The following is a 25,038-nucleotide window of genomic DNA, read 5'->3' on the forward strand; positions in this document are numbered from 1 at the left end:
AAGTAAATCCGGTTTTGGTATCTGCTATCAATTTGCTATCAAATGCCCCGTTTCCGTTTCAAAAACCCAGTGTTTTCAAGGCTTTGCTGGTTTTGTTAGTTATTCCCACTCGATGGTTGCCGGGGGCTTGGAAGTAATATCGTAAACAATACGATTAATATTTCTTACCTCATTAACAATCCGGTTGGAGACTCGCTCTAATACATCATAGGGGATACGGGCCCAGTCAGCGGTCATGAAATCAGTAGTGGTAACACCGCGAAGAGCCAAGGTATAGTCGTAGGTACGGCCATCTCCCATGACACCCACAGAACGCATGGAGGTAAGCACAGCAAAATATTGATGGATGTCTCGATCCAATCCTGCTTTGGCGATTTCCTCACGGAAAATAGCATCGGCATCCTGAAGAATGGAAATTTTCTCCGGGGTGATTTCCCCAATGATCCGGATGGCAAGTCCAGGTCCTGGGAAGGGCTGACGCCAGACCAGATAGTCTGCCAGACCAAGTTCTGTGCCCAGAGCTCGGACTTCGTCTTTAAATAGCAAACGCAGAGGTTCAATAATTTCTTTAAAGTCGACATAGTCGGGAAGGCCACCGACATTGTGATGGCTTTTAATAACGGCGGCATCCCCAACACCAGATTCAATGACATCAGGATAGATGGTACCCTGTACCAGGTAATCTACCCGGCCAATTTTTTTGGCTTCATCTTCAAAGACACGGATAAACTCTTCTCCGATAATTTTCCGTTTTGTTTCCGGATCGCTGACACCGGCAAGCTTTCCAAGGAATCGCTCGCCTGCGTTGACCCGGACAAAATTGACGCCGCTGTTTGCAAAGGCTGCTTCAACTTCATCGCCCTCATTTTTGCGCATGAGGCCGTGATCCACAAAAATACAGGTCAATTGGCTGCCCACAGCTTTTGCCAGCAGGGCCGCAGCAACGGAACTATCCACACCGCCCGAGAGAGCTAGCAACACCTTGCCGTCCCCAACCTTTTTCCGGATATCGGCAATGGCAGTCTTGGCATAGTCGCCCATGGTCCAGTCGCCTTTGGCTCCGCATACCTTGTAGAGGAAGTTGTGAAGCATTTGAATCCCGTTTTCTGTGTGAAGGACCTCAGGATGGAACTGCATACCATAAAATTTACGGGAGGGGTTTTCCATGGCAGCAGTGGGACAGGCATCGGTATAGGCTGTTGCAGTAAAGCCATCGGGAAGTTGAGAAATGTAATCGGTATGGCTCATCCAAGTTACACCTGTAGAGGGGAGATCCTGGAAGAGGGGACAGGAGGAATCAAAATGAGTGATAGTTTTGCCGTATTCCCGGCTATCCGGGGTCACAACCTTGCCGCCCAGCATATAGGCCATCAACTGGGTACCGTAGCAGATGCCCAGCATAGGGATGCCCAGTTCGAATAGACGAGGATCACATTGGGGAGAATCGTCCAGATATACGCTGTTGGGGCCGCCGGTAAAGACGATCCCGATGGGGGAAAGCTCCTTGATTTTTTCCAAGGGCATGGTGTAGGGATGCACTTCACAGTACACCGAACATTCGCGGATTCTTCTGGCGATCAATTGATTGTACTGTCCGCCAAAGTCCAGGATTAAAACCATTTCGTGTGTCATAAGCGTTCCCACGGTCTCCTTTATTTTAAAATTTTTTTAACTGATGATAGGTGGGGAGATGGAACAAGGATTTTAGCCATCAGAAAGTTGGTCAACAGACAGCCCTTGCGCTCTACCTGCTGCTCACGTACGACCCGGTAGCCCCGCGCCTCAAAAAACGGCTTTGCCGTAATGGAAGCGGCAACAGTGACGCAGTCACTGGGGGCGTGGGCCTCCAGATGATCACATAAAGCCTTGCCGATGCCCTGGCGCTGATAATCCTTGTGGACATACAGCCGATCCAGATAACCGGTGGCATCCATATCGGCAAATCCAACCAGGATGCCATCGGATATAGCAACCAGGCAGTTGTGCTGGGAAAGGGAGAGGTTCCATAAAACCGGATCCTCCTTACCATCAGCCCAGGCATCCAACTGCTGAGGCGTATAGTCCTTGGCATTTACGGTGTGGACGGTCTGAAAAAACAGTTGCAGTACAGCGCTGCAATCCTCCGGTCGGTACGATCTGATATACAACGCTGGCCCTCCATTCTTACGATAATTTCTATTTTGCCATGCTTTTGCACAAATTGCAAGGGATATGAAACAAAAGATGGCTGATGACACAAACAAAAAAACATGGCAAAAAAATTCATGTATCCTTTGGAAATATCGGCAGAAAATAATTGCAGGTATTCTCAAGAAAAAGCATTTGATTGAAACGGAGGTTCCACCAAAATGAGTCATAAAATGAAAAAACTCTGTGCCGTAGTGCTGGCCACACTGATGCTGGGAAGCAGTGTCTATGCCTCCAGCGATATCTGGTGGCCGGTAGCGGCTTCTGCGGAGGAAGAAGAGTGTACCATCACCTTTCGCAAAGGCGGCATCTATGAGCTTTCCCCAGTGGATCTGGAATACCGCCTGGGACTCGCCCAGGGAGATCTGAAGGGAATCACCATCACACAGCTGCCGGCTCAGGGCGATGGTATCCTGATGCTTTCTGATATAGAGGTCAAAGAGTTTGACTACATCCCCCGTGAAGAGATCCACAGCATGTATTTTGTCCCCATCCGGGATATTACCCAGGCTTCCTTTACCTTTATCCCCGAATGTACCAACCCTGTGGTAACAACCCTGAATATGAATTTCGCAGAAGAGGTTCAGGCGGCTCCCCAGGTAGCAGACCTGACATTTTCCACCATGTCGGGGGCTCTGCTTTCCAGCGCTTTTGACTGTTATCATGAGGACGCATCGGATCTGACCATCAAAATTACCCAGCAGCCCACCAAGGGAACGGTGACAGTGACTGGAACAACCTTTTCTTATGAACCCTTTCCGGGGGAGACGGGAAAAGACCGGTTTTCCTATTGTGCGGTGGACAGCCAGGGAAACTATTCTTCTGATGCGGTAGTGAATATCGACCTGGAAGAAGCAACCAAACTTCAGTTTGCAGATATGTCCAAAAATCCCTCCGAATACGCTGCGGTAAAACTAGCGCAGGCCGGGATAATGACAGGGGAAAGCTACGGCAGTGCGCAACTGTTCCATCCGGAGAGAAATGTCACCCGGGGAGAGCTGCTGCTCACCCTCCTTTCCGCCAAGGGTTATGACCAAGATCTGCCCCAATGTGTCAATACCAAGCTGCAAAACGACAGCGAAATCCCTATGTGGATGAAGCCTTATATTGAAAGAGCCGTTGAAAAAGGCTTGATTACCGAGACCAGCTTTCAGCCGGACGGTATTCCCACCAATGCGGAGGCCGTGGTGATGATCAACCGAGCCTCCGGAGTAGAGAACGCTACCAATGTCAATCTGAAGGTAACAGATGCCCAGGACATTCCGGATTGGGCTACCCAGTCCTATATGAATCTCAGTGCCAACCAGATGCTGATTACCCATGACGGTAAGGTATATCCTACAGCACAACTCAATCGGGAGACTACAGCGGATCTGATCTGGGCACTATACCAGATGGAAAAACCAGAATAAAAGAAAAAGCGCAGAGCCTTAAGCTCTGCGCTTTTGATTGTTCACCATATTATCCTGCATCAGAACAGAAATTCTGGCCGAATACCCTGTCATAGGTCAGCATATCAAGAAAATCGTCAGAATCCACCTGGACGTTCGCGGTGGGGGAGTAAACAGGCACGGTTTTCATATGCTCCAGCATACTAGAGACCAATTGTGTTTGAGGAAGATCAGCAACGTCAATAAGCAGGTAGGGCAGATAGAATGAAGAGACCTCTTCATCCGGCAGACAGCTGAAGTCGGCGTCATAATTGCTCCAGACCAGATAAGACTGCTGATAGATTTCGGCACTGTTGGCGTAATCAATGCCCGCATCCTGATAGGTGGTGTTGGAATGGGTAAACATGGGGTAGTGATCTCCTACAAAAAATACGATGGTAGGCTCACCAGATTCCTTGAGCTGTTCTAAGAACTGACCCAAAGCCCGGTCCGACTCACGAATGCCATCAAGATAGAGGGAAAATTCCGCGTCGCCTGTGCCGTTGCCGGAATAAGGCTGATGATTTTGCATGGTTGTAGTGAAGATGAGGCAGGGCTCATCGGTTTCGCCCAACTGTTTCTGAATTTGATTATAAAGTGTTTCATCGTTGATGTATTGATTGGCACCGTACCTTGTTTTTTCCACAGTCAGGTCATTTTCAAAATACATCTTGTCGAATCCGAAGGTGGAATAGATGTTTTTCCTGCCGTAGAAGGAGCTGGAAAAAGGATGGATGTAGTAAGATTTGTAACCACTGTCCTTATAAAAGCTGACAATGGAAGAATTATCTGTATCCTCCTTGAGCAGTTTTTGGGGTGCTACAGGGGTATTAAGGCTTTTGACCGGCATGCCGGTAAGCAGTTCGAATTCGGTACGGACGGTATAGCCGCCAAAGGTGGGGACCACACAGGTGCCCCCGAATCCCTCTTCCCGGGCCTGGTCAAAATTTTCATAAATGGTGGGGTCCACATCCAGCTGCTCCAGCCTCCGGAAGTCGGCAAAGGACTCGGACATAATCATCACCACATTGGGCTTCACATCGGAAACATCTTGGCTGGTATTTTGCACCAGCATGCTAGCCACAGTCTCCTGGCTGTAGCCCTGGGGGCGTGTAACGCGGGTGGACAAAAATTCAGCCGCAGACTGGGTGAAGTAGGGGATCAAGTTTGTTTCCTGGAATTGTTTGTCCGCCATAAACACATTGGCGGTGTTAGGTTCTTCCACATCGAAGAGATGGAAGAACCCCATGGCCATGGTAGGGGTGACAAAGAAAACGCAGACCATTGCAAAGGTAGCACAAAAGCTGAGCATCCGATATTTGAGCCGGACCTTGTTTTCCAGCCGGAAGAAATAGGCGGCAACCACATATCCTACCAACAGAAGGAAGGTGAGCACCAGATACCAGGTCAGGTGGATGTTGGCGAATTTGGCAATATCAGTGGCATTGGAGGTCATCTGCAAATCGGTGATGGTAAAATGGGTGCCGCTGACATCGTATTTGAAATATTCCACCCAAGAAATAATATAGAAAAGAAGGCCGGTAATGGCCATAGAGATAAAGGTCTTTTTAAATAAAAGAGAAACCAGGAGAAAAACCACAGAAACAATGAGATAATCCAGCAGCAGAATATGAAGATTGTGTCCCATAAAGGAGAAGAGGCTCCCCAGGCTCTGGATATGGTTCAGCTCTGTTGCAAGGGCGATGAAAAGGGGAAACAGGCCCACCATCAGCAACCGCACCACAAATAAGAGACTGCACTCCCACCTGCCAATGTGAAAGGTCATTTTTCCCATTTTATCCAAGATCATGATGATGTTCATCACACTTTCCGATTAGAGTTTCTATCCTATACTTTATCACGGATTTCTTAAGTAAATCTTACAGGGAACTTTAGTTTTTATGAATGATTTCTTTAGATCATCCGTCAGAAAAAGGAGGGATACCAGATGTGCAACTTGTTGCAAAACCGGCTAAAAAAATAAAGGAAATTTTCCTTTATTCATAATTATAGGGCATTCACCGGATTTTGCAAGTAAATCGGAAAGAAAAGGTAACAAAAAAGGATACAAAACTTATACGTTTTGCACCCCTTTTTGTGAAAATGGATAAAAAAGAAAAGGTAGTAAGGCGATTTGCTGAAAACAATAATGGGAGGCTTTAAAAGACGGACTCTACCAGCTTACTGGCATTTTCGGGGGAATACCGCCATCGGGAAATGGTCCCCTCCTCGATAAAATAGCGCGGCTTTTCGGGAGAATATTTTGCGTCAAAGGCGTCGACGATGATCAGCTTTACCTTCATTTTTTCAGGGATCAGGCTTTTGATGTAAACGCTGGCGTGCTGCCCTGCGGCCACGTCATCCCGTGGCTCTGCAAGCCCTGCCAGATTGGGGGTCAACTCCACAAAGACGCCGTAATCCTCCACCGAACGGATGATCCCGGCAACCGTCTGACCGTTTTCAAACAGGGCTGCGTTTTCTTCCCAGGTGCCCAAAAGCTCCTTATGGCTCAGGGTAATCCGCCCGTTTTCGTCCACCGATCTGACGACTGCTTTGATGTCCTGGGAGACACGGAAACGGTCTTTGGGATGGGAAATACGAGAGACAGAGATAGCGTCGATGGGGATTAGGGAAGAGATGCCGCAGGCAATGTCCACAAAACAACCAAAAGGCTCCAAATGGGTGACCCGGGCATCAATGATGGTACCGGGGATCAGGGTGGGCAGGTATTCCTCCATACACCTTTGCTGAACCGCCCTTCGGGAAAGGAGCGCGTATGTACTCCCTGCTTCATCCTTTTCAAAGCCGGTGACAATAAAGCAAACTGGCTTATTGACCCGGGAGATCACCGCAATATCCCGAGTGGTGCCGTCACTGAGCCCCCAAGCTCCCTCATCCCGAGGGATGACGCCGCGCATGCATCCAAGGTCCACTGTCAAATTGTGGGCACTGTCACAGAGGATGACCCTTGCCTCTAGTACCCGTGATGACAGACAGGCCTCGTGAAGGGAAGCCTGGCTTTTCAGCGCCGCCCGGTTTTCGAAGGTATCGATGAGCCAGCCTTCTGGTTTGTAATCGTACATCTGTGCGACCTCCTTTTTATTGCACGAATTAGGATTTGCTGTTCTGCTCCGGAATCCTCCTATCCGGCAAACGGCAGAAAGAAACAAAGCGGCGCCAAGGTCCGCCTCCTCATTCACTCCGCTTTCATATATATGCAGCTTCCTTCTCCAAATATCCTGATTTTTTCTACAGCCGGACAGGGGCGGGAGGAATTTGCACAGAAAATATTGCGGGGGCTTTGTTGTTTTGCTATAATACAAACTTGGAGTAATGTTGTTTTTCTGATGTTATCTGCCTTGGAGGTGTACAAGATGGACGTACGGGTAGGAGATACTCTGCTGATGAAAAAGGAGCATCCCTGCGGCGGAAAGGAATTTTTGGTGCTGCGTTCCGGTATGGACTTTCGTATCCGCTGCAAAAAGTGCGGCAGGGAAGTGATGGTGCCCCGGGTCAAGGTAGAAAAGAACATTAAAAAAATTGTGAGAGAGCCAAGTGAGGGGTAAGAGATAGACTATGTTTGAAAAGCTTAAAAATGTAGAAGACCGGTACGAAGAAATCAACAACCGCTTGATGGATCCCGCGGTGGTAAGTGACAACGAACAGTATAAAAACCTGATGAAGGAATACAAGAACCTGACCCCCATTGTGGAGAAATACCGGGAATACACCGGGGTAAAAAAGACTCTGGATGAAGCCAAATCTCTGCTGGACGAAGGCGGCATGGAAAAGGACTTCCGGGAGATGGTGGAGGAAGAGTATGCCGAGAGCAAGGAAAAGATCGAAACCATTTCCGAGGAGTTAAAGATCCTGCTGCTCCCCAAAGATCCTAACGATGAGAAAAACGTCATTGTGGAGATCCGAGGCGGCGCCGGCGGCGACGAGGCGGCACTGTTCGCCAACTCCCTTTACCGGATGTACACCATGTATGCGGAAAGCCGTCACTGGAAAAGTGAGGTACTCTCCGCCAATCCCACCGAGCTTGGGGGCTACAAGGAGATCAGCTTTTCCATCGAAGGAGAAGGAGCTTATTCCCGGCTGAAGTTTGAAAGCGGCGTCCACCGGGTTCAGCGGGTTCCCGAAACCGAGACCCAGGGCCGTATCCACACATCTACCGTTACGGTGGCGGTGCTTCCGGAGGTGGAGGATGTGGAAATCGACATCAATCCCGACGACCTGCAAATTGACGCCTTCCGGGCCGGCGGCGCCGGAGGGCAGCACGTCAACAAGACCTCTTCTGCCATCCGCATTACCCACCTGCCCACCGGGCTGGTGGTGGAGTGCCAGGATGAGCGCAGCCAGTTTAAGAATAAGGATAAAGCTATGATGATCCTTCGCTCCCGGCTTTATGAAAAGGCCCAGAGCGAGCAGAATGAAAAGATCGCTTCGGAGCGGAAGCTCCAGGTGGGCACCGGTGACAGAAGCGAGCGGATCCGCACCTACAACTATCCCCAGGGCCGGGTGACGGATCACCGCATCGGTTTGACACTGTATAAGATTGAATCCATCCTCAACGGCGATTTGGACGAATTGCTTGACGCTCTGATCACCTTTGACCAGGCCGAGAAGCTCCAGGCCCAGGGCGAAGAATAGGGGAATAACCGAAATGAATACGCAAATACTCCCCATAGAGGATCCGGGAAAGGACGAAAGCTATGTGCGCCGGGCGGCGGAGATCCTCCGCGCTGGGGGCCTAGTCATCATCCCCACTGAGACGGTTTATGGGTTGGCGGCAAATGCCTTGGATGGAAGCGCAGTCCGCCGTATCTATGAGGCAAAAGGCCGCCCTTCTGACAATCCACTGATTGTCCATGTCAGCAATATGGAGATGATTCCCCCTTTGGTGGAGGACTTTCCTGACGGGGCGCGGCGTTTGGCTGAGGCCTATTGGCCGGGCCCTCTGACCATCATCGTCAGAAAGAGCGGGCGTATCCCCCAGGAGACTTCTGGGGGACTTGATACAGTGGCCATTCGTATGCCTTCTCATCCGGTGGCAAGGGCCATTATTGAGACGGCAGGAATTCCTCTGGCGGCTCCGTCGGCCAACCTTTCCGGCAAGCCCAGTCCTACCAATGCCCGCCGGTGCATCGAGGATATGATGGGCCGGGTAGACGCCATTGTGGACAGCGGCAACTGCCAGGTAGGGGTGGAATCCACCGTTATCACCTTGGCGGAGGGAAAGCCGCGGCTTCTGCGGCCGGGGGGGATTACCTTAGAGCAGCTGGAAGCTGTGCTGGGGCAGGTAGAGGTGGATCCGGCGGTGCTTCACAAACTGTCCGCCGGAGCAAAGGCCAGTTCTCCAGGCATGAAATACAAACACTACGCGCCTAAGGCCCATGTCATCCTGGTGGAGGGGAGCCTGCAACAGTTTGCAGAATATGTGAAAACCCATCAACAGGGAAAGACGGCTGCCCTTTGTTTTGACGGGGAGGAAGCATACCTTTCGGTAAGGGCTTTCTCTTACGGCAAAAAAGAAGACGCCGCCACCCAGGCAGCCCGGCTTTTTGACAAACTACGGGAGCTGGATGACGCGGGGGAGGAGACAGTCTACGCCCGCTGCCCTGACAAAGAAGGGGTGGGCTTGGCGGTGTATAACCGGCTGATTAGAGCCGCAGGGTTTGAGGTGATCAAGCTGTGAGCTTTGTTTTAGGCCTGACCGGCCAGACTGGCGCTGGTAAATCCACCGTATCCGAGACCCTGCGCCAGGAAGGAATTGCTGTAATCGACGCGGATTTGGTGGCAAGGCAGGTAGTCCTGCCTGGGATGCCGGCCCTGGTGCGGCTGCGGGAAACCTTTGGCGAGGAGATTATCCGAGAGGGTGCCCTGGACCGAAAAAAGCTGGGCGGTATCGTCTTTGCCGATCCGGAAAGGCTGAGAACCCTCAATGAGATTATGCTTCCCGTGATCTGTGAGGAGATAAAGCGGCAGATGGCGCAGCTCTTTTCTCAGGGCGGGGATGTGGTGGTCCTGGATGCCCCCACCCTTTTTGAGAGCGGGGCGGATCAGATGTGTCAGGAAATCTGCGCTGTCATTGCTCCGGAGGAGGACCGTTGCCGGCGGATTATGGCCCGGGATGGGTTGAGCTATGAGCAGGCTATGGACAGGATTCATAGCCAGCCGGGAGACGATTTCTTTTATGAACACTGCCATATCATCATCGAAAATAGCGGCAGCCTTCAGGAACTTTATAAAAGCGCTGAAAAGCTTGCCCAAATGCTAAAGCTGAAAGGAAGACTATGCCAAGACGAATCAAACAGACCTCTCAACGATTAAAGATCTTCTGGATTGTAGCGGTTTTGCTGGTGCTGGCTGTTGTATTGACCTCCCTGTTCTTTGTGGCAAGGGATAAATATTACGAGATAGCCTATCCTTTAAAATATACGGATATTATCGACAAGTATGCCCAGCAAAACAATCTGCCCCGTGCCCTTGTCTATGCTGTAGTGCGCTGTGAAAGTGGTTTTGATCCCGAGGCTGTCTCCTCTATTGGAGCCAGGGGACTCATGCAGCTGACAGAGGAAACTTTTGACTGGGTGGGCTACCGGATGGGAGACGACCGGAACCTTACTTACGACGATATGTTTAATCCCGAATACAATGTGGAATATGGAACCTTCCTTCTGCGCACCCTATTGGATGAGTATGAAACCATCGACAACGCCTTGTGCGGCTATCATGCGGGATGGGGGAGCATCCGCCAGTGGCTGAATGATCCGCAATATTCCAGCGATGGGAAAAATATCGACCACATTCCCTATGGAGATACATCCAGTTATGTAGCAAAGGTCAAAAAGACCATGGAAAAATATAAAGAGCTCTATGATATGAACGAGGAGGTAAGTACCGATGAAAGATGAGAAAACCGCAGGCCAGCTTCTCCAGGAGCAGCTCTGCGAAAAACCAAAGAACAGCTATGAAATCATGAGCCAGGAGGATCTTCAGAAAGCAGAGTCCTTCTGTGAAGATTATAAGGCGTTCCTAGACCGGGCCAAAACCGAACGGGAAGCTGTGGAGGCCATTATCGGGATGCTAAAGGGCGCTGGCTATGAGGAATTTGTCCTTGGGAAAAAATATGCCCCTGGGGACAAGGTCTACTATAACAACCGGGGCAAGGCCCTCATCTGCGCCACCCTGGGTACGGAGCCATTGGAACAGGGCGTATACATCGCCGCCTCCCACATTGACTCCCCCCGGCTGGATTTAAAGCCCCGTCCGGTCTATGAGGACACCGAGCTCGCCCTCTTTAAGACCCACTATTACGGCGGCATCAAAAAGTACCAGTGGACCGCCATCCCCTTGGCTCTCCACGGCGTGGTGATCAAACGGGACGGGGAGACGGTGAAGGTCAATATCGGTGAGGACGAGCAGGACCCAATTTTCTGCGTCACCGACCTTCTGCCCCACCTGGCCACCGAACAGAGCAAACGGACCTTGGCGGAAGGGGTCAAGGGGGAGGAGCTGAATATCCTCATCGGCAGCCGTCCCTTTAAGGACGACAAGGCCAGCGAAAAGGTAAAGCTGAATATCCTCTCCATCCTCCACGAGAAATACGGCATGGTGGAAAGCGATTTTCTTTCCGCGGAACTGGTGCTGGTGCCGGCATTTAAAGCCAAAGACCTGGGCCTTGATCGGAGCATGATCGGCGCTTACGGTCATGACGACCGGGTTTGCGCCTACACTTCTCTTATGGCAACCCTTCACTGCAAGGCGCCCAAGAAGACCTCTGTTGTCATCTTCGCCGACAAGGAGGAGACGGGCAGCGAGGGAAACACAGGACTGGATTCTCGCTTCCTGGAATACTTCATCAGTGATTTGGCGGCCCCCTATGGTGTGGAGGGGAGAACAGTGCTGCAAAATTCTATGTGCCTGTCTGCGGATGTCAATGTAGCCTTTGATCCCACCTTCCCTGACGTGGTGGAGAGAAGAAATACCGCGTATCTCAATTACGGCGTTGTAGTGACCAAATATACCGGCGCCCGGGGCAAAAGCTCTACCAGCGATGCCTCAGCCGAATTTATGGGCCGGGTCCGCTCTGTATTGGATCAGGCCGGTGTGGTATGGCAGACCGGAGAGCTTGGCAAGGTGGATTTTGGCGGCGGCGGTACCGTGGCCAAATACATTGCCGGCCTTTCGGTCGATGTCGTGGATGTAGGTGTTCCTGTCCTCTCCATGCATGCGCCCTTTGAGGTTGTGGCAAAAAATGATGTATATAATACCTACCGGGCCTTCTATGAATTTTTAAATCAATAAGCTTGGACGGCAAAAATAGGAGGCCGGCGTCGGCGGGCACCGACACCGGCCTCCTATTTCTATGGGGTTTAGAATGGGAAAGGGAGTCTGACGTGATTTCTGTATTGTTCTTTATGGCTGTGGGCATGTTTGTCGGCGCCAAGCTGTTTCCAGCTAAGCTGCAAAAGGCCAACAGCATCATCCAGCAGGCCTGTGTATTCCTGCTCATCTTTTCCATGGGGATATCCCTAGGCAGTGGTCCTACCTTTTGGAAAGACCTAAAGAGTGTGGGCTGGGAGTCGGTGGTTTTTGCTCTCGCGACCATTGGAGGGAGCATTCTATTCGTGGCACTGCTGACCCGGCACGTTTCCAGGGATGAAGGAGAAGACCAGCAGGACTCCAAAGAAGAGGCGGAAGAAAGATAAAGGACGGAAGAAAATGACCATATTGTTTGCCATCATCAGCCTTATTGCGGGAGTTGCCGTAGGGCAGTTTATTCCAGAAAGTGCAGTAGGAATCATCGACACGGCGTCAGACGCGCTTTTAAATCTGCTGCTGCTTTCGGTGGGAATTACGGTAGGCGCCAACAAGCTGGTTTTCAAAAAGCTCAAGGAATTTAACCTAAGGATCCTTTACATACCCCTGGGGATTGTGGTGGGCTCCCTGCTGTTCGGCAGTATCGCCGGCGTGCTCATGGGAATGCCGCTGCACACCTCAGCCGCCATTTCTTCGGGACTAGGATGGTACAGCCTTTCCGGTATTATGATGCAGGATCTAGCCGGCGCCCAAATCGGCACCATGACCTTTCTCAGCAATGTATTCCGGGAGATATTTTCTTTTGTTCTGATTCCTCTCATCGCTACTCGGTTCGGACCTTATACGGCCATCGCACCTGCGGCGGCCACCAGTGAGGATACCACCCGGCCTATTTTGATGAAATACACCAGCGAGGAGGTAGCAGTGGTTGCCGTCCTCAACGGTGTTATCTGCTCTATTGCAGTGCCCATTCTTATCCCCCTTACCTTCCATCTGCTGCCATAAAAGACTTCTTGTATTTCTCTCTGCTTTGCGCTATGCTTATAGATACAGACCGGATCTCATTGACAAGTTTGGCAGAGAAGAGGAGGATTTCTATGGTAGTCAAAGCGGCAGAGATGAAGAAGGAAACCCGTAGCGCCTGGCGGGGCGGAGACGGTGCGATTGATTGCAGGCATCTGGCGCCCCAGGGCAATCCGCCTAAGTGGCGTTTTGCGGCTGTATTGGAATTTGATCCTGGTGATTCTATTGGGGAACATGTCCACAGCGGTGAAACGGAGCTGTACTATATCATGGAAGGCACAGGGACAGTGTGGGATAACGGAGCCCCTGTGGAGGTAGGCCCGGGCGACGCCATTTTTACTGGAGGCGGCGCGGCTCACTCCATCAAAAACACAGGGGAAGGTGTAATGCGCCTATTGGCACTGGTTGTGCAGGAATAAAAGCTGCACGAAAGAATTAGATGAAAACATAAAAAAGGAACGCAAAAGCGTTCCTTTTTTTGTTTCATTGGATGGCAAAACACGCCAAAATGTCCTTGACATCGGCTTCTTGCTATTATATAATAATATACTGTATCAAAATGGCTATACGCGCCCTAATCACAAAGTATTATAGCACAGGATACAAAGGATTTCAATACGAATCAGCAAATCCGACAGAAAGATATGGGGCTTCCTGTTTGGTTTGTATAAAAGGTTGGCAAATAGACGAATGGAGTGTGAGCCTATGGTGAATGTCAAGCCGGTGCAACTCGGAAAGACGACCCGCATGAGTTTTGCTAGGATCAATGAGGTCCTGGACATGCCCAATCTGATCGAGGTGCAGAAGAATTCCTACAGATGGTTCCTGGAAGAAGGGTTGAAGGAAGTATTTCGTGATATTTCCGCAATCACGGATTATACCGGTAACCTGGTTCTGGATTTTATCGACTACCGCTTGGATGACAAACCAAAGTACTCGGTGGAAGAGTGCAAGGAGAGAGATGTAACCTACGCCGCACCTCTGCGGGTCCGCGCCCGTCTGCTCAATAAGGAGACAGGCGAGGTCAAGGAGCAGGAAATCTTTATGGGAGATTTCCCCATCATGACCGAAAGCGGTACCTTCATCATCAACGGCGCCGAGCGTGTTATCGTTTCTCAGTTGGTCCGTTCCCCGGGCATCTACTACGGTATGACCTATGACAAGACGGGTAAAAAGCTGTTCACCTCCACCGTCATCCCGAACCGGGGCGCGTGGCTAGAATATGAGACTGACTCCAACGATATCTTCTATGTCAGAATCGACAAGAATAGAAAGATCCCTGTCACCACCTTTATCCGGGCTCTGGGTCTGGGCAGCGATCAGGAAATTCTGGACTTTTTCGGCGAGGATGAGCGCATCCTGGCCACCATCCAGAAGGATGCCACCAAGAATATGGAAGAGGCGCTTCTGGAGGTATACCGGCGGCTGCGTCCTGGTGAGCCTCCCACAGTGGAAAGTGCCCAGTCCCATATTGACGCGCTGTTTTTTGATCCCCGTAGATATGACCTGTCCAGGGTAGGACGTTATAAATACAATAAAAAGCTGGCGATTTCCGCCCGAATTGCGGGCCGGAAACTGGCGGCTGTTGTTGTCAACCCATTGACCGGTGAGATCATGGGAGAGGAAGGGGAAATCCTCACCCGTGAAAAGGCTTTGGCCATTGAAAAGGCCGGCGTGGATACCGCCTATATTGATGTGGAGGGCACCGTAGTCAAGGTCATCTCCAACGGTATGGTGGATTTAAACGACTATTTCCCCGATGTGGATGCCAAGGCATTGGGCATCAATGAAAAGGTCCGTTTCTGCGTAGTCCAGGAGATCCTGGAGCAGAACTTGGAAGGCGATGCATTGAATGATATGATCGCCTCCCGGGCTGATGACCTTATTCCGAAACATATTATTAAAGCAGATATTCTTGCTTCTATCAACTATATCAACAATCTGGCGATGGAAGTGGGTAAAATCGACGACATCGACCATCTGGGTAACCGCCGTATCCGCAGCGTGGGTGAGCTTTTGCAAAACCAGTTCCGCATTGGTTTTTCCAGAATGGAGCGCGTTATCCGTGAGCGGATGACCATCCAGGCCCAGGATATGGATGTCATCACCCCCCAGGCGCTGATCAATATCCGCCCGGTGGTGGCCGCCATCAAGGAGTTTTTCGGATCTTCGCCCCTTTCCCAGTTTATGGATCAGACCAACCCCTTAGCGGAACTGACCCATAAGCGCCGTCTTTCCGCATTGGGCCCTGGCGGTCTTTCTCGTGACCGCGCTGGATTTGAGGTTCGTGACGTGCACTACAGCCACTATGGCCGCATGTGCCCCATTGAGACCCCAGAAGGTCCTAACATCGGTTTGATCTCCTATCTTGCAACCTTTGCAAAGATCAATGAATACGGCTTTGTAGAAGCGCCTTATCGCCGGGTGGATAAGGAAACCGGCGTCATCCTGGATGAGGTAGTCTATATGACCGCCGATGTGGAGGATGACTATATTGTCGCCCAGGCTAACGAGCCCATTGACGAAAATGGACGCTTTGCAAGACCCAGAGTTAACGCCCGTTACCGGGATGAGATCATCGAGGTAGAGCGGGAGCGGGTAGACTTCATGGATGTTTCCCCCAAAATGGTTGTCTCTGTGGCGACAGCCATGATCCCCTTCCTGGAAAACGACGATGCCAACCGCGCTCTGATGGGCTCCAACATGCAGCGGCAGGCTGTGCCGCTTCTCAAAACCCAGTCCCCCATCGTAGGAACTGGCATGGAGTATAAGGCTGCTGTGGATTCCGGCGTTGTGGTGCTTTCCAAACACGACGGCGTGGTGGAGCGTGTTTCCGCCGACGAAGTGGTCATCCGCACCGACGACGGAGAACTGCATCCCTACCACCTGATTAAGTTCCTCCGCTCTAACCAAGGCACCTGCACCAACCAGCGTCCCATTGTGAACCGCGGTGAGCGTGTCAAGGTAGGCCAGGTCATCGCTGACGGCCCCGCCACCTGCAACGGCGAGATCAGCTTGGGTAAAAATGTCCTCATCGGCTTTATGACCTGGGAGGGTTACAACTACGAGGACGCAGTCCTCATCAATGAAAAAATTGTACGGGATGATGTGTTTACATCCATCCACATTGAAGAATATGAAATCGAGGCCAGAGACACCAAGCTCGGGCCTGAGGAAATCACCCGGGATATCCCCAACGTAGGCGAGGATGCCCTTAAAGATCTTAACGACATGGGTATCATCCGGGTAGGCGCCGAGGTGCGCGCCGGAGATATTCTGGTGGGTAAGGTTACCCCCAAGGGAGAGACAGAGCTTACCGCCGAAGAACGCCTGCTCCGCGCTATCTTTGGCGAGAAGGCGAGAGAGGTCAGAGATACCTCCCTCCGTGTTCCCCACGGCGAATACGGTATCGTGGTGGATGTCAAAGTCTTTACCCGTGAAAATTCCGACGAACTTTCTCCTGGTGTCAACATGGTAGTCCGCTGCTATATCGCTCAGAAGAGAAAGATTTCTGTCGGCGACAAGATGGCTGGACGTCATGGTAACAAGGGTGTTGTTTCCCGTATCCTTCCTCAGGAGGATATGCCTTTCCTGCCCGACGGCACACCGTTGGATATCGTCCTGAATCCTCTGGGCGTTCCGTCCCGTATGAACATCGGACAGGTACTGGAAGTCCATCTGGGTTATGCCGCCGCCGCTTTGGGCTGGAAGGTCATGACTCCGGTCTTTGACGGCGCTCACGAGGCGGATATCCGTGACTGCCTGAGAGAGGCGGGATTGAGAGAAGACGGAAAGACCATTCTCTATGACGGCCGGACTGGCGAGCCTTTTGACAACCCAGTTACCGTCGGATATATGTACTTCTTAAAACTGCATCACCTGGTTGACGATAAAATCCATGCCCGTTCTACCGGCCCCTACAGCCTGGTTACCCAGCAGCCGCTGGGTGGTAAAGCCCAGTTTGGTGGTCAGCGTTTCGGTGAGATGGAAGTTTGGGCTCTGGAGGCTTACGGCGCAGCCTATACCCTCCAGGAGATTCTGACGGTGAAGTCCGACGACGTGGTGGGACGTGTCAAGACCTACGAAGCCATTGTCAAGGGCCAGAACGTGCCCAAGCCCGGTATTCCTGAATCCTTCAAGGTCCTCATTAAGGAGCTGCAGTCTCTCTGTCTGGATGTCAAGGTTCTTGACGCCAACAACGAGGAGATTGACCTGAAACAGTCCTTTGACGACGATGAGGATATGGGCCTTGCTCCGGTGGAGGAGCCCTCTACCTTTGAAAATCAGGAAGTGGAAGTCGAGGAGGACATGGACGGCTACGCCGTGGAAGAGCCGGAAATCGACGAGATTGACGACGAGGCGGTTTTCAATGCGCTGGATATGTTTGATCTCGATGGCGGCGATGATGTGGTCGATGTGGAAAACGACCTGGGCGTAGACATTGCGGATTTGGATGACGAAAATCTATAAGGGGGTCGCAATATGGAATTTAACGTATTCGAATCGATAAAGATCGGGCTGGCGTCTCCGGATCAGATCAGGGAATGGTCTTACGGAGAGGTTAAAAAGCCGGAAACGATCAACTATCGTACACTGAAGCCAGAGCGCGACGGCCTCTTCTGTGAACGTATCTTCGGGCCCCAGAAGGACTGGGAGTGCCACTGCGGTAAGTACAAACGTCTGCGCTATAAAGGGAAAATTTGTGAGCGCTGCGGTGTTGAGGTCACCCGCTCTAAAGTCCGCCGTGAGCGGATGGGCCATATTGAATTGGCGGCCCCGGTTTCCCACATCTGGTATTTTAAGGGAATCCCTTCCCGGATGGGCCTGATTTTGGACCTGTCCCCTCGGTTCCTTGAAAAGGTGCTGTACTTTGCGCAGTATATTGTCATTGATCCCGGCGCGACTCCCCTGGAGAAAAAACAGCTGCTCTCCGAAAAAGAGTACCGTGATATGCGGGAAAAATACGAAGATGAGTTTAAGGCAGGAATGGGCGCTGAGGCCATCAAAGAACTGCTGGCAGAAATTGATTTGGAGGAACTTTCCAAAGAACTGAAGGATGAGTTGGAGGGCGCTTCCGGACAAAAACGGGTGCGTATCCTCAAAAGGCTGGAAGTGGTGGAATCTTTCCGCCTGTCCGGCAACCGCCCGGAGTGGATGATCATCGATGTCGTACCGGTCATCCCGCCGGATATTCGTCCCATGGTGCAGCTGGATGGCGGCCGTTTCGCCACCTCCGACCTCAACGATCTGTACCGCCGTGTTATCAATAGAAACAACCGCTTAAAACGGCTTTTGGAGCTGGGCGCTCCTGATATCATTGTCCGCAACGAGAAGCGGATGCTTCAAGAAGCAGTGGACGCGCTGATCGACAACGGCCGCCGGGGACGTCCGGTGACCGGCCCCAACAACCGGCCGCTGAAATCCCTCAGCGATATGCTCAAGGGTAAACAGGGACGTTTCCGCCAGAACCTGCTGGGCAAACGTGTTGACTATTCCGGACGTTCGGTTATCGTCGTTGGCCCGGAGCTGAAGATGTATCAGTGCGGTCTGCCCAAAGAGATGGCGCTGGAACTCTTCAAGCCCTTTGTCATGAAACGTTTGGTGGAAACCGGCGCCGCTGGTAACATCAAGAGCGCCAGGAAGATGGTAGAGCGGGCCAAAGGCCCTGTTTGGGACGCGCTGGAAACCGTGATCAAAGATCATCCAGTGCTTCTCAACCGTGCGCCGACCCTGCACAGACTGGGAATCCAGGCATTTGAGCCGGTGCTGGTCGAGGGCCGCGCTTTGAAGCTCCATCCGCTGGTGTGTACCGCCTACAACGCCGACTTTGACGGAGACCAGATGGCTGTTCACGTTCCCCTGTCCGCAGAGGCACAGGCAGAGGCCCGCTTCCTCATGCTGGCCGCCAACAACCTGCTCAAGCCCTCCGATGGACGTCCCGTTACCGTGCCTACCCAGGACATGGTGCTCGGTTCCTACTACCTGACTTTGGTGAAGGATGGCGAGCCGGGAGAAGGCAAGGTGTTCCGGGATGTGAACGAGGCACTGATGGCCTATCAGGAAGGCGTGGTTGGACTCCATGCCCCCATCCGGGTGCGGATGACCAAAGAGCTGGGCGGCAAGAAGATGTCCAAACTCATCGATGCTACAGTGGGACGGCTGATCTTCAACGAGCCCATTCCTCAGGACCTGGGTTATGTGGATCGCTCCAATTCTGAAAACCTCTTTAATTTGGAAGTATCCTTCCTGGTTGGTAAAAAACAGCTGGGACAGATCATTGAAAAGTGTATAAAAGTCCACGGAACGGCAAAAACTGCTGAGGTACTGGATAAAATTAAGGCCCAGGGCTTTAAGTATTCTACCCGCGGCGCTATTACTGTGGCTGTCTGCGACGCAGTGATTCCGCCCCAGAAGAAGGAACTGCTGGCAGCGGCAGAAGAGAACATCGAAAAGATTACCCGCCAGTATAAACGCGGCCTGATTTCCAACGATGAGCGTTATAACCAGGTGATCAAGACCTGGGATGAGACCACCAAGAAGGTGTCTGACGCACTGACTGAGAATCTGGATCAGTATAACCCCATCTTTATGATGGCAGACTCTGGTGCTCGTGGTTCCATCAACCAGATCCGTCAGCTGGCTGGTATGCGCGGACTCATCGCCAACACCTCAGGTACCACCATTGAGATTCCTATCCGCGCTAACTACCGTGAAGGCCTCAACATCTTGGAGTACTTCATCTCCTCTCGTGGCGCCCGTAAGGGACTGGCCGATACAGCACTGCGTACCGCTGACTCCGGTTACCTGACCCGCAGGCTTGTCGATGTCTCCCAGGATGTGATTATCCGCCAGGATGACTGCGGCACCCATGAGGGCATTTGGGTATCCGATATCAAGGACGGCAGCGAGATGATCGAGCCTATGACCGAGCGTCTCATCGGACGGTATGTGGCTGATGATGTGATCGATCCCAACACCGGCGAAGTGCTGGTAACCAGGGATAAGATGATGGACGACGCCGATGCTGCGAAGATTGCAGCGGCAGGCATCACCCGTCTGAAGATCCGGTCCATCCTCAACTGCGAGTCCAAGCACGGCGTCTGCGCCAAGTGCTACGGAGCTAACCTGGCCAATGGTAATCCCGTGGCGGTGGGCGAGTCCGTCGGTATCATCGCGGCCCAGTCCATCGGTGAACCGGGTACCCAGCTGACCATGCGTACCTTCCACACCGGCGGTATCGCATCGGCAGAGGATATTACCCAAGGTTTGCCCCGTGTTGAAGAGCTCTTCGAGGGAAGAAAGCCCAAGCATCTGGCCATCATCTCCGAAATCGGCGGTGAGGTCCGGATGGAAGAAATTAAGAAAAACCGCCATGTGGTGGTTTATAATAAAGAAACCGGCGATGAAAAGAGCTATTTGATCCCCTTTGGTTCCCGTCTGCGGGTCCAGGAGGGCGATGTGATAGAAGCCGGCGACATGCTCACAGAGGGTTCTGTCAATCCTCATGACGTTCTGGCCATCAAAGGTGCCCTGGCTGTTCAGGATTACCTGATCCAGGAAGTCCAGCGGGTTTATCGGATGCAGGGTGTTGACATCAATGATAAACACATTGAGGTTATCGTCCGTCAGATGATGAGAAAGGTCCGGGTGGATGAAGCAGGCAGCACCGGCCTATTGCCTGGCTCCTTGGTTGACAAGACCGAGTTGATCGCGGAAAACCGCAAGATCGACGAGAGGATCGCTGCTGGGGAAGAGGGACTGGAAAAGGCCACCTATATCCCAGTGCTGCTGGGTATTACCAAGGCATCCCTGGCCACCGACTCCTTCCTGTCCGCCGCCTCCTTCCAGGAGACGACTCGAGTGCTCACCGAAGCCGCCATCAAGGGCAAGGTGGATCCGCTGCTGGGACTCAAAGAAAACGTCATCATCGGCAAGCTGATCCCTGCGGGTACCGGCATGAACTGCTACAGCAATGTACAGGTAGTTCCTGCAGGAGAGGTATTGACAACGCCCCAGGAATGATGATAAACTATATAATTGTGTGAAACAGCCAGAATCTGCTGTTTTATCCCACTTTCTGTTGCCTAGAAAGGGGAGAAATCCCCTTTCTTGACATACATTCCGGGTTTTCCCGACAACAAAGTAAGGAGGTGCGATATGCCAACCTTTAACCAGCTCGTACGCAAAGGTAGAGAGGTGGTCGAGAAAAAATCCACAGCTCCGGCTCTTTTGAAGGGTTACAACTCCAAAAAGCGCGTTGCTATCGATCAGAACTCTCCGCAAAAACGTGGTGTTTGTACTGCAATCAGAACACAGACCCCGAAGAAGCCGAACTCTGCGCTTCGTAAAGTTGCCAGGGTTAAGCTTTCCAACGGCATGGAGGCGACAGCTTACATTCCGGGAATCGGCCACAATCTGCAGGAACACAGCGTTGTGCTGATCCGTGGCGGACGTGTTAAGGACCTGCCTGGTGTGCGTTACCACATCATCCGCGGTACTCTGGATGCCCAGGGTGTTGCCAAGAGAATGCAGGGCCGCTCCAAATATGGTGCGAAACGTCCGAAAGCTGGTGCCGCAAAGAAATAATTCTTCCATAGTTTTATTGAAACTAGAGCTGCTGATGCGGCGTTTATGTATAAATAAACACCGGCCGCATTGGCACCGCGGAAGTATTGTCGCTTTCGAGTACCGATGATATCATAATGTGAAGGAGGGAACCGAAGTGCCAAGAAGAGGTCGTGTCGCAAAACGTGACGTTTTGCCAGATCCGCTTTACAATTCCAAACTGGTGACCAGACTCATCAACAACATCACGCTGGATGGCAAAAAGGGTGTGGCCCAGAAGATTGTATACGGTGCATTCGATATTGTTAAGGAAAAAACCGGGAAAGATCCCCTGGAGGCTTTTGAGCAGGCTATGGAGAACATCATGCCTGTCCTGGAGGTCAAGGCCCGCCGTGTCGGTGGTGCTACCTATCAGGTGCCCATGGAGGTTCGGCCTGAGCGTCGTCAGACTTTGGGCCTGCGCTGGATTACCAGTTATTCCCGCGCCCGTAATGAGAAGACCATGAAAGAGCGCCTTGCCGGCGAGATCATGGATGCCCTTAACAGCACCGGTGGAGCTGTCAAAAAACGCGAAGATACCCACAAGATGGCAGAGGCCAACAGAGCATTTGCCCATTACAGATGGTAGTTCGTTATCCAACACAGCGGTTTTGCTGCTGTTTTTCTGGACGGATCCGACAGGTTTTTTCCTGCCGGATAGCCGTCTATCTGTCGGAATTTCTGACAGCATATCAATTTGAGGAACAAAGGTAAGTTCCAAGTCGTTTGTTACTGAAGGAGGAGACTATGCCAAGAGATGTCGCTTTAGAGCAAACTCGTAATATCGGCATAATGGCTCACATCGACGCGGGTAAAACCACCACCACCGAGCGTATCCTGTTCTATACCGGTATCAACCATAAGATTGGTGAGACCCATGACGGAAGCGCTACCATGGACTGGATGGCCCAGGAGCAGGAGAGAGGTATTACCATTACCTCTGCTGCTACTACCGCATATTGGAAAGGCCATAGAATCAACATTATCGACACTCCGGGACACGTTGACTTCACTGTTGAGGTAGAACGCTCCCTGCGTGTCCTCGACGGCTCCGTCACAGTTTTCTGCGCAAAAGGCGGCGTTGAGCCTCAGTCTGAAACCGTTTGGCGCCAGGCGAATAAATATCATGTGCCCCGTATGGCATATATCAATAAGATGGACATTATGGGTGCTGACTTCTACCATGTTATCGACATGATGAAGGGACGCCTCAAATGTAAACCCCTTCCCATCCAGCTTCCCATTGGTGCGGAGCAGTTCTTTAAGGGCATCATCGACCTGTTGGAGATGAAAGCCTATGTCTACTACGACGATCTGGGAAAAGATATCCGGATAGAGGATATCCCCGAGGATATGGTGGAGAAGGCAGAGCAGTACCATTCCGAGCTCATTGAAGCAGTTGTTGAGCTGGACGACGCACTGATGGAAAAATACCTGGAAGGCGAAGAGCCCACCATCGAGGAACTCAAGAAAGCCATCCGTAAAGGTACCATCGCCAATGAAGTTGTACCCGTCTGCTGCGGTACTTCTTATAAGAATAAGGGCGTCCAAAAACTCCTCGACGCAATTGTGGATTATATGCCTGCTCCCACGGATATTGCCCACATTAAAGGTACCAATCCCGAGACTGGTGAGGAAGAGGAAAGACCTTCCTCTGATAAAGAGCCTTTTGCAGCTTTGGCATTTAAGATTGCAACAGACCCCTATGTAGGTAAGCTGTGCTTCTTCCGTGTTTATTCCGGTACCCTTGCTGCTGGTAGCGCGGTATACAATTCTACCAAAGACGTGCAGGAGAGAATGGGACGTATTCTGCAGATGCACGCCAATCACAGAAAAGATATTGAGATGTGCTACGCCGGCGATATTTACGCCGCAGTAGGTGTCAAGAACACCACGACTGGTGATACTCTCTGTGATCCCAAACATCCCATCATTCTGGAGTCCATGGAATTCCCAGAGCCGGTTATCAACCTGGCTATCGAGCCCAAGACCAAAGCTGGTCAGGAAAAGATGGGCATTGGCTTGGCCAAGCTGGCTGAAGAGGACCCCACCTTTAGAACCTATACCGATCAGGAAACTGGTCAGACCATTATCGCAGGTATGGGCGAGCTTCATCTGGAAGTTATCGTTGACCGTCTGCTCAGAGAGTTCAAGGTTGAGGCCAATGTAGGCGCACCTCAGGTTGCCTATAAAGAGACTGTCCGCAGACTGGCTGATGTGGATTACAAATATGCCCGTCAGTCCGGTGGTAAAGGTCAGTATGGTCATGTTAAGATCAAACTGGAACCCAACGAGAGCGGCAAAGGCTACGAGTTCCGCAACGAGGTTGTGGGCGGAGCCATCCCGAAAGAGTATATCGGTTCTGTTGACGCTGGTATTCAGGGAGCCATGCAGGCAGGCGTTTTGGCCGGATATCCGGTTGTAGATGTCATCGTTACCCTGTATGACGGTTCTTATCACGAGGTTGACTCCTCTGAAATGGCCTTTAAGATTGCCGGTTCTATGGCATTCAAAGAGGCAATGAAGAAAGCAGATCCCGTCATTCTGGAGCCGATCATGAAGGTTGCTGTTAATGTCCCTGAGGAATACATGGGCGACGTCATCGGCGATCTCAACTCCCGCCGTGGCCAGATCCAGGGCATGGAGGCTGTCTTCGGCGCTCAGGAGATTAAGGCATTTGTGCCCCTGTCCGAGATGTTTGGTTATTCCAATGCGCTGCGTTCCCGGTCTCAGGGCCGTGGCCAGTATGTAATGGAGCCTTCTCACTACATTGAAGTGCCGAAATCCATTGCAGAAAAGATCATGAGCACCAGAGGCAAAAAAGACTAATTTGGCGTTTCATTTTCCCGACTGTGTACGGGAAGAGAGAATCTCTGGGAAACCCTGTTAGAATCCCGGTATATTCTCTAAAAACACTTGAATTTCCTTAAATTTATTGCTACAATACCAATTGTAGTCTGTGATGACCAATAAAATGTGAATGAATTTAAAGGAGGCCACACGAAATGGCAAAGGCTAAATTTGAAAGAACGAAGCCCCATATTAACATTGGTACAATCGGCCACGTTGACCACGGTAAGACAACTCTGACCGCTGCGATTACAAAGACCCTGGGCATGGAAGGCCAGGCCGAGTATGTCGCATACGATATGATCGATAAAGCTCCTGAAGAGAGAGAGCGTGGCATTACCATCAACACCGCACACGTTGAGTATGAGACCAAAAACCGTCACTATGCTCACGTTGACTGCCCGGGACATGCTGACTATGTTAAGAACATGATCACCGGTGCTGCTCAGATGGATGGCGCTATTCTGGTTGTTTCCGCGGCTGACGGCCCCATGCCTCAGACCCGTGAGCACATCCTCCTGTCCCGTCAGGTAGGTGTTCCTTATATCGTTGTTTTCATGAACAAAGCTGACCAGGTTGACGATCCTGAGCTGCTTGAGCTGGTTGAGATGGAGATCCG

General features: G+C 51.5%; 20 protein-coding genes. 16 read left to right on the top strand and 4 right to left on the bottom strand.

The features are described 5' to 3' along the window. Positions 1 to 99: 99 nt before the first annotated feature. Entirely contained in the window at positions 100 to 1,632 is a 1,533-nt protein-coding gene (gene guaA, locus ACZ25G_RS08630; protein ID WP_191483189.1) for a glutamine-hydrolyzing GMP synthase, read from the bottom strand. A 20-nt stretch (positions 1,633 to 1,652) separates the two neighbouring features. Further along, on the bottom strand, positions 1,653 to 2,147 hold the full coding sequence (locus ACZ25G_RS08635) for a GNAT family N-acetyltransferase (protein WP_191509690.1): 495 nt from the start codon (positions 2,145 to 2,147) through the stop codon (positions 1,653 to 1,655). 201 nt (positions 2,148 to 2,348) lie between these two features. Between ACZ25G_RS08635 and ACZ25G_RS08640 the strand changes: the two genes are divergently transcribed. Next, the gene (locus ACZ25G_RS08640; protein ID WP_463682166.1) at positions 2,349 to 3,599 is read left to right on the top strand and encodes an Ig-like domain-containing protein; all 1,251 of its coding nucleotides are present in this window, start codon (positions 2,349 to 2,351) and stop codon (positions 3,597 to 3,599) included. A 49-nt stretch (positions 3,600 to 3,648) separates the two neighbouring features. Here ACZ25G_RS08640 and ACZ25G_RS08645 read toward each other — a convergent pair whose 3' ends face one another. Then, positions 3,649 to 5,439 (bottom strand): LTA synthase family protein, encoded by a 1,791-nt coding sequence (locus tag ACZ25G_RS08645; RefSeq protein WP_463682167.1) that lies wholly within the window; start codon positions 5,437 to 5,439, stop codon positions 3,649 to 3,651. Positions 5,440 to 5,776: 337 nt separating this feature from the next. After that, a complete protein-coding gene (locus ACZ25G_RS08650) occupies positions 5,777 to 6,700 on the bottom strand; it encodes a S1 RNA-binding domain-containing protein (RefSeq protein ID WP_191483194.1) in 924 nt (307 codons plus the stop codon). A gap of 291 nt (positions 6,701 to 6,991) precedes the next feature. Between ACZ25G_RS08650 and ACZ25G_RS08655 the strand changes: the two genes are divergently transcribed. The 15 genes from ACZ25G_RS08655 to ACZ25G_RS08725 all read left to right on the top strand — a co-directional run. Continuing rightward, entirely contained in the window at positions 6,992 to 7,183 is a 192-nt protein-coding gene (locus tag ACZ25G_RS08655; protein WP_191483195.1) for a DUF951 domain-containing protein, read from the top strand. 10 nt (positions 7,184 to 7,193) lie between these two features. Beyond that, on the top strand, positions 7,194 to 8,270 hold the full coding sequence (gene prfA, locus ACZ25G_RS08660; protein WP_463682168.1) for a peptide chain release factor 1: 1,077 nt from the start codon (positions 7,194 to 7,196) through the stop codon (positions 8,268 to 8,270). Between the two features lie 13 nt (positions 8,271 to 8,283). Further along, entirely contained in the window at positions 8,284 to 9,315 is a 1,032-nt protein-coding gene (locus ACZ25G_RS08665; protein WP_463682169.1) for an L-threonylcarbamoyladenylate synthase, read from the top strand. Continuing rightward, on the top strand, positions 9,312 to 9,950 hold the full coding sequence (gene coaE / locus ACZ25G_RS08670; protein WP_463682170.1) for a dephospho-CoA kinase: 639 nt from the start codon (positions 9,312 to 9,314) through the stop codon (positions 9,948 to 9,950). The genes ACZ25G_RS08665 and coaE overlap by 4 nt, the downstream gene beginning before the upstream one ends. Then, entirely contained in the window at positions 9,914 to 10,534 is a 621-nt protein-coding gene (locus ACZ25G_RS08675; RefSeq protein ID WP_463682171.1) for a lytic transglycosylase domain-containing protein, read from the top strand. Before coaE ends, ACZ25G_RS08675 begins: the two co-directional genes overlap by 37 nt. Continuing rightward, complete coding sequence (locus tag ACZ25G_RS08680) at positions 10,524 to 11,927, top strand: aminopeptidase (RefSeq protein WP_463682172.1); 1,404 nt, start codon at positions 10,524 to 10,526, stop codon at positions 11,925 to 11,927. Before ACZ25G_RS08675 ends, ACZ25G_RS08680 begins: the two co-directional genes overlap by 11 nt. 113 nt (positions 11,928 to 12,040) lie before the next feature. Beyond that, a complete protein-coding gene (locus ACZ25G_RS08685) occupies positions 12,041 to 12,331 on the top strand; it encodes a LysO family transporter (protein WP_463682173.1) in 291 nt (96 codons plus the stop codon). Between the two features lie 13 nt (positions 12,332 to 12,344). Beyond that, positions 12,345 to 12,947: a LysO family transporter gene (locus ACZ25G_RS08690; RefSeq protein WP_463682174.1), complete on the top strand. Its 603-nt coding sequence runs from the start codon at positions 12,345 to 12,347 to the stop codon at positions 12,945 to 12,947. Between the two features lie 92 nt (positions 12,948 to 13,039). Further along, positions 13,040 to 13,384 carry a cupin domain-containing protein gene (locus tag ACZ25G_RS08695; protein ID WP_191483183.1) on the top strand — a complete coding sequence of 115 codons (345 nt, stop codon included), beginning with the start codon at positions 13,040 to 13,042 and terminating at the stop codon, positions 13,382 to 13,384. A 286-nt stretch (positions 13,385 to 13,670) separates the two neighbouring features. Beyond that, positions 13,671 to 17,435: a DNA-directed RNA polymerase subunit beta gene (gene rpoB / locus ACZ25G_RS08700; protein ID WP_463682177.1), complete on the top strand. Its 3,765-nt coding sequence runs from the start codon at positions 13,671 to 13,673 to the stop codon at positions 17,433 to 17,435. A 12-nt stretch (positions 17,436 to 17,447) separates the two neighbouring features. Beyond that, positions 17,448 to 20,987: a DNA-directed RNA polymerase subunit beta' gene (gene rpoC, locus ACZ25G_RS08705; protein WP_342680870.1), complete on the top strand. Its 3,540-nt coding sequence runs from the start codon at positions 17,448 to 17,450 to the stop codon at positions 20,985 to 20,987. A gap of 135 nt (positions 20,988 to 21,122) precedes the next feature. Then, complete coding sequence (gene rpsL, locus ACZ25G_RS08710; RefSeq protein WP_191483186.1) at positions 21,123 to 21,551, top strand: 30S ribosomal protein S12; 429 nt, start codon at positions 21,123 to 21,125, stop codon at positions 21,549 to 21,551. A gap of 136 nt (positions 21,552 to 21,687) precedes the next feature. Next, on the top strand, positions 21,688 to 22,158 hold the full coding sequence (rpsG, locus tag ACZ25G_RS08715) for a 30S ribosomal protein S7 (protein ID WP_463682175.1): 471 nt from the start codon (positions 21,688 to 21,690) through the stop codon (positions 22,156 to 22,158). Positions 22,159 to 22,316: 158 nt separating this feature from the next. After that, positions 22,317 to 24,398: an elongation factor G gene (gene fusA, locus ACZ25G_RS08720; RefSeq protein ID WP_342680871.1), complete on the top strand. Its 2,082-nt coding sequence runs from the start codon at positions 22,317 to 22,319 to the stop codon at positions 24,396 to 24,398. 176 nt (positions 24,399 to 24,574) lie between these two features. After that, a partial coding sequence (locus ACZ25G_RS08725; protein ID WP_463682176.1) for a GTP-binding protein occupies positions 24,575 to 25,038 on the top strand: 464 nt, incomplete at its 3' end.

It is taken from the genome of Zongyangia sp. (genome assembly GCF_965361945.1).

What these genes read in the sequence shown, in the direction of transcription:
- ACZ25G_RS08640 (WP_463682166.1), top strand. Translation starts at nt 2,349, where the DNA reads ATGAGTCATAAAATGAAAAAACTCTGTGCCGTAGTGCTGGCCACACTG.
- ACZ25G_RS08650 (WP_191483194.1), bottom strand. Translation starts at nt 6,700, where the DNA reads ATGTACGATTACAAACCAGAAGGCTGGCTCATCGATACCTTCGAAAAC.
- fusA (WP_342680871.1), top strand. Translation starts at nt 22,317, where the DNA reads ATGCCAAGAGATGTCGCTTTAGAGCAAACTCGTAATATCGGCATAATG.
- rpoC (WP_342680870.1), top strand. Translation starts at nt 17,448, where the DNA reads ATGGAATTTAACGTATTCGAATCGATAAAGATCGGGCTGGCGTCTCCG.
- ACZ25G_RS08675 (WP_463682171.1), top strand. Translation starts at nt 9,914, where the DNA reads ATGCCAAGACGAATCAAACAGACCTCTCAACGATTAAAGATCTTCTGG.
- ACZ25G_RS08645 (WP_463682167.1), bottom strand. Translation starts at nt 5,439, where the DNA reads ATGAACATCATCATGATCTTGGATAAAATGGGAAAAATGACCTTTCAC.
- ACZ25G_RS08695 (WP_191483183.1), top strand. Translation starts at nt 13,040, where the DNA reads ATGGTAGTCAAAGCGGCAGAGATGAAGAAGGAAACCCGTAGCGCCTGG.
- ACZ25G_RS08655 (WP_191483195.1), top strand. Translation starts at nt 6,992, where the DNA reads ATGGACGTACGGGTAGGAGATACTCTGCTGATGAAAAAGGAGCATCCC.
- rpsL (WP_191483186.1), top strand. Translation starts at nt 21,123, where the DNA reads ATGCCAACCTTTAACCAGCTCGTACGCAAAGGTAGAGAGGTGGTCGAG.
- ACZ25G_RS08665 (WP_463682169.1), top strand. Translation starts at nt 8,284, where the DNA reads ATGAATACGCAAATACTCCCCATAGAGGATCCGGGAAAGGACGAAAGC.
- prfA (WP_463682168.1), top strand. Translation starts at nt 7,194, where the DNA reads ATGTTTGAAAAGCTTAAAAATGTAGAAGACCGGTACGAAGAAATCAAC.
- ACZ25G_RS08680 (WP_463682172.1), top strand. Translation starts at nt 10,524, where the DNA reads ATGAAAGATGAGAAAACCGCAGGCCAGCTTCTCCAGGAGCAGCTCTGC.
- ACZ25G_RS08690 (WP_463682174.1), top strand. Translation starts at nt 12,345, where the DNA reads ATGACCATATTGTTTGCCATCATCAGCCTTATTGCGGGAGTTGCCGTA.
- guaA (WP_191483189.1), bottom strand. Translation starts at nt 1,632, where the DNA reads ATGACACACGAAATGGTTTTAATCCTGGACTTTGGCGGACAGTACAAT.
- rpoB (WP_463682177.1), top strand. Translation starts at nt 13,671, where the DNA reads ATGGTGAATGTCAAGCCGGTGCAACTCGGAAAGACGACCCGCATGAGT.
- ACZ25G_RS08685 (WP_463682173.1), top strand. Translation starts at nt 12,041, where the DNA reads ATGGCTGTGGGCATGTTTGTCGGCGCCAAGCTGTTTCCAGCTAAGCTG.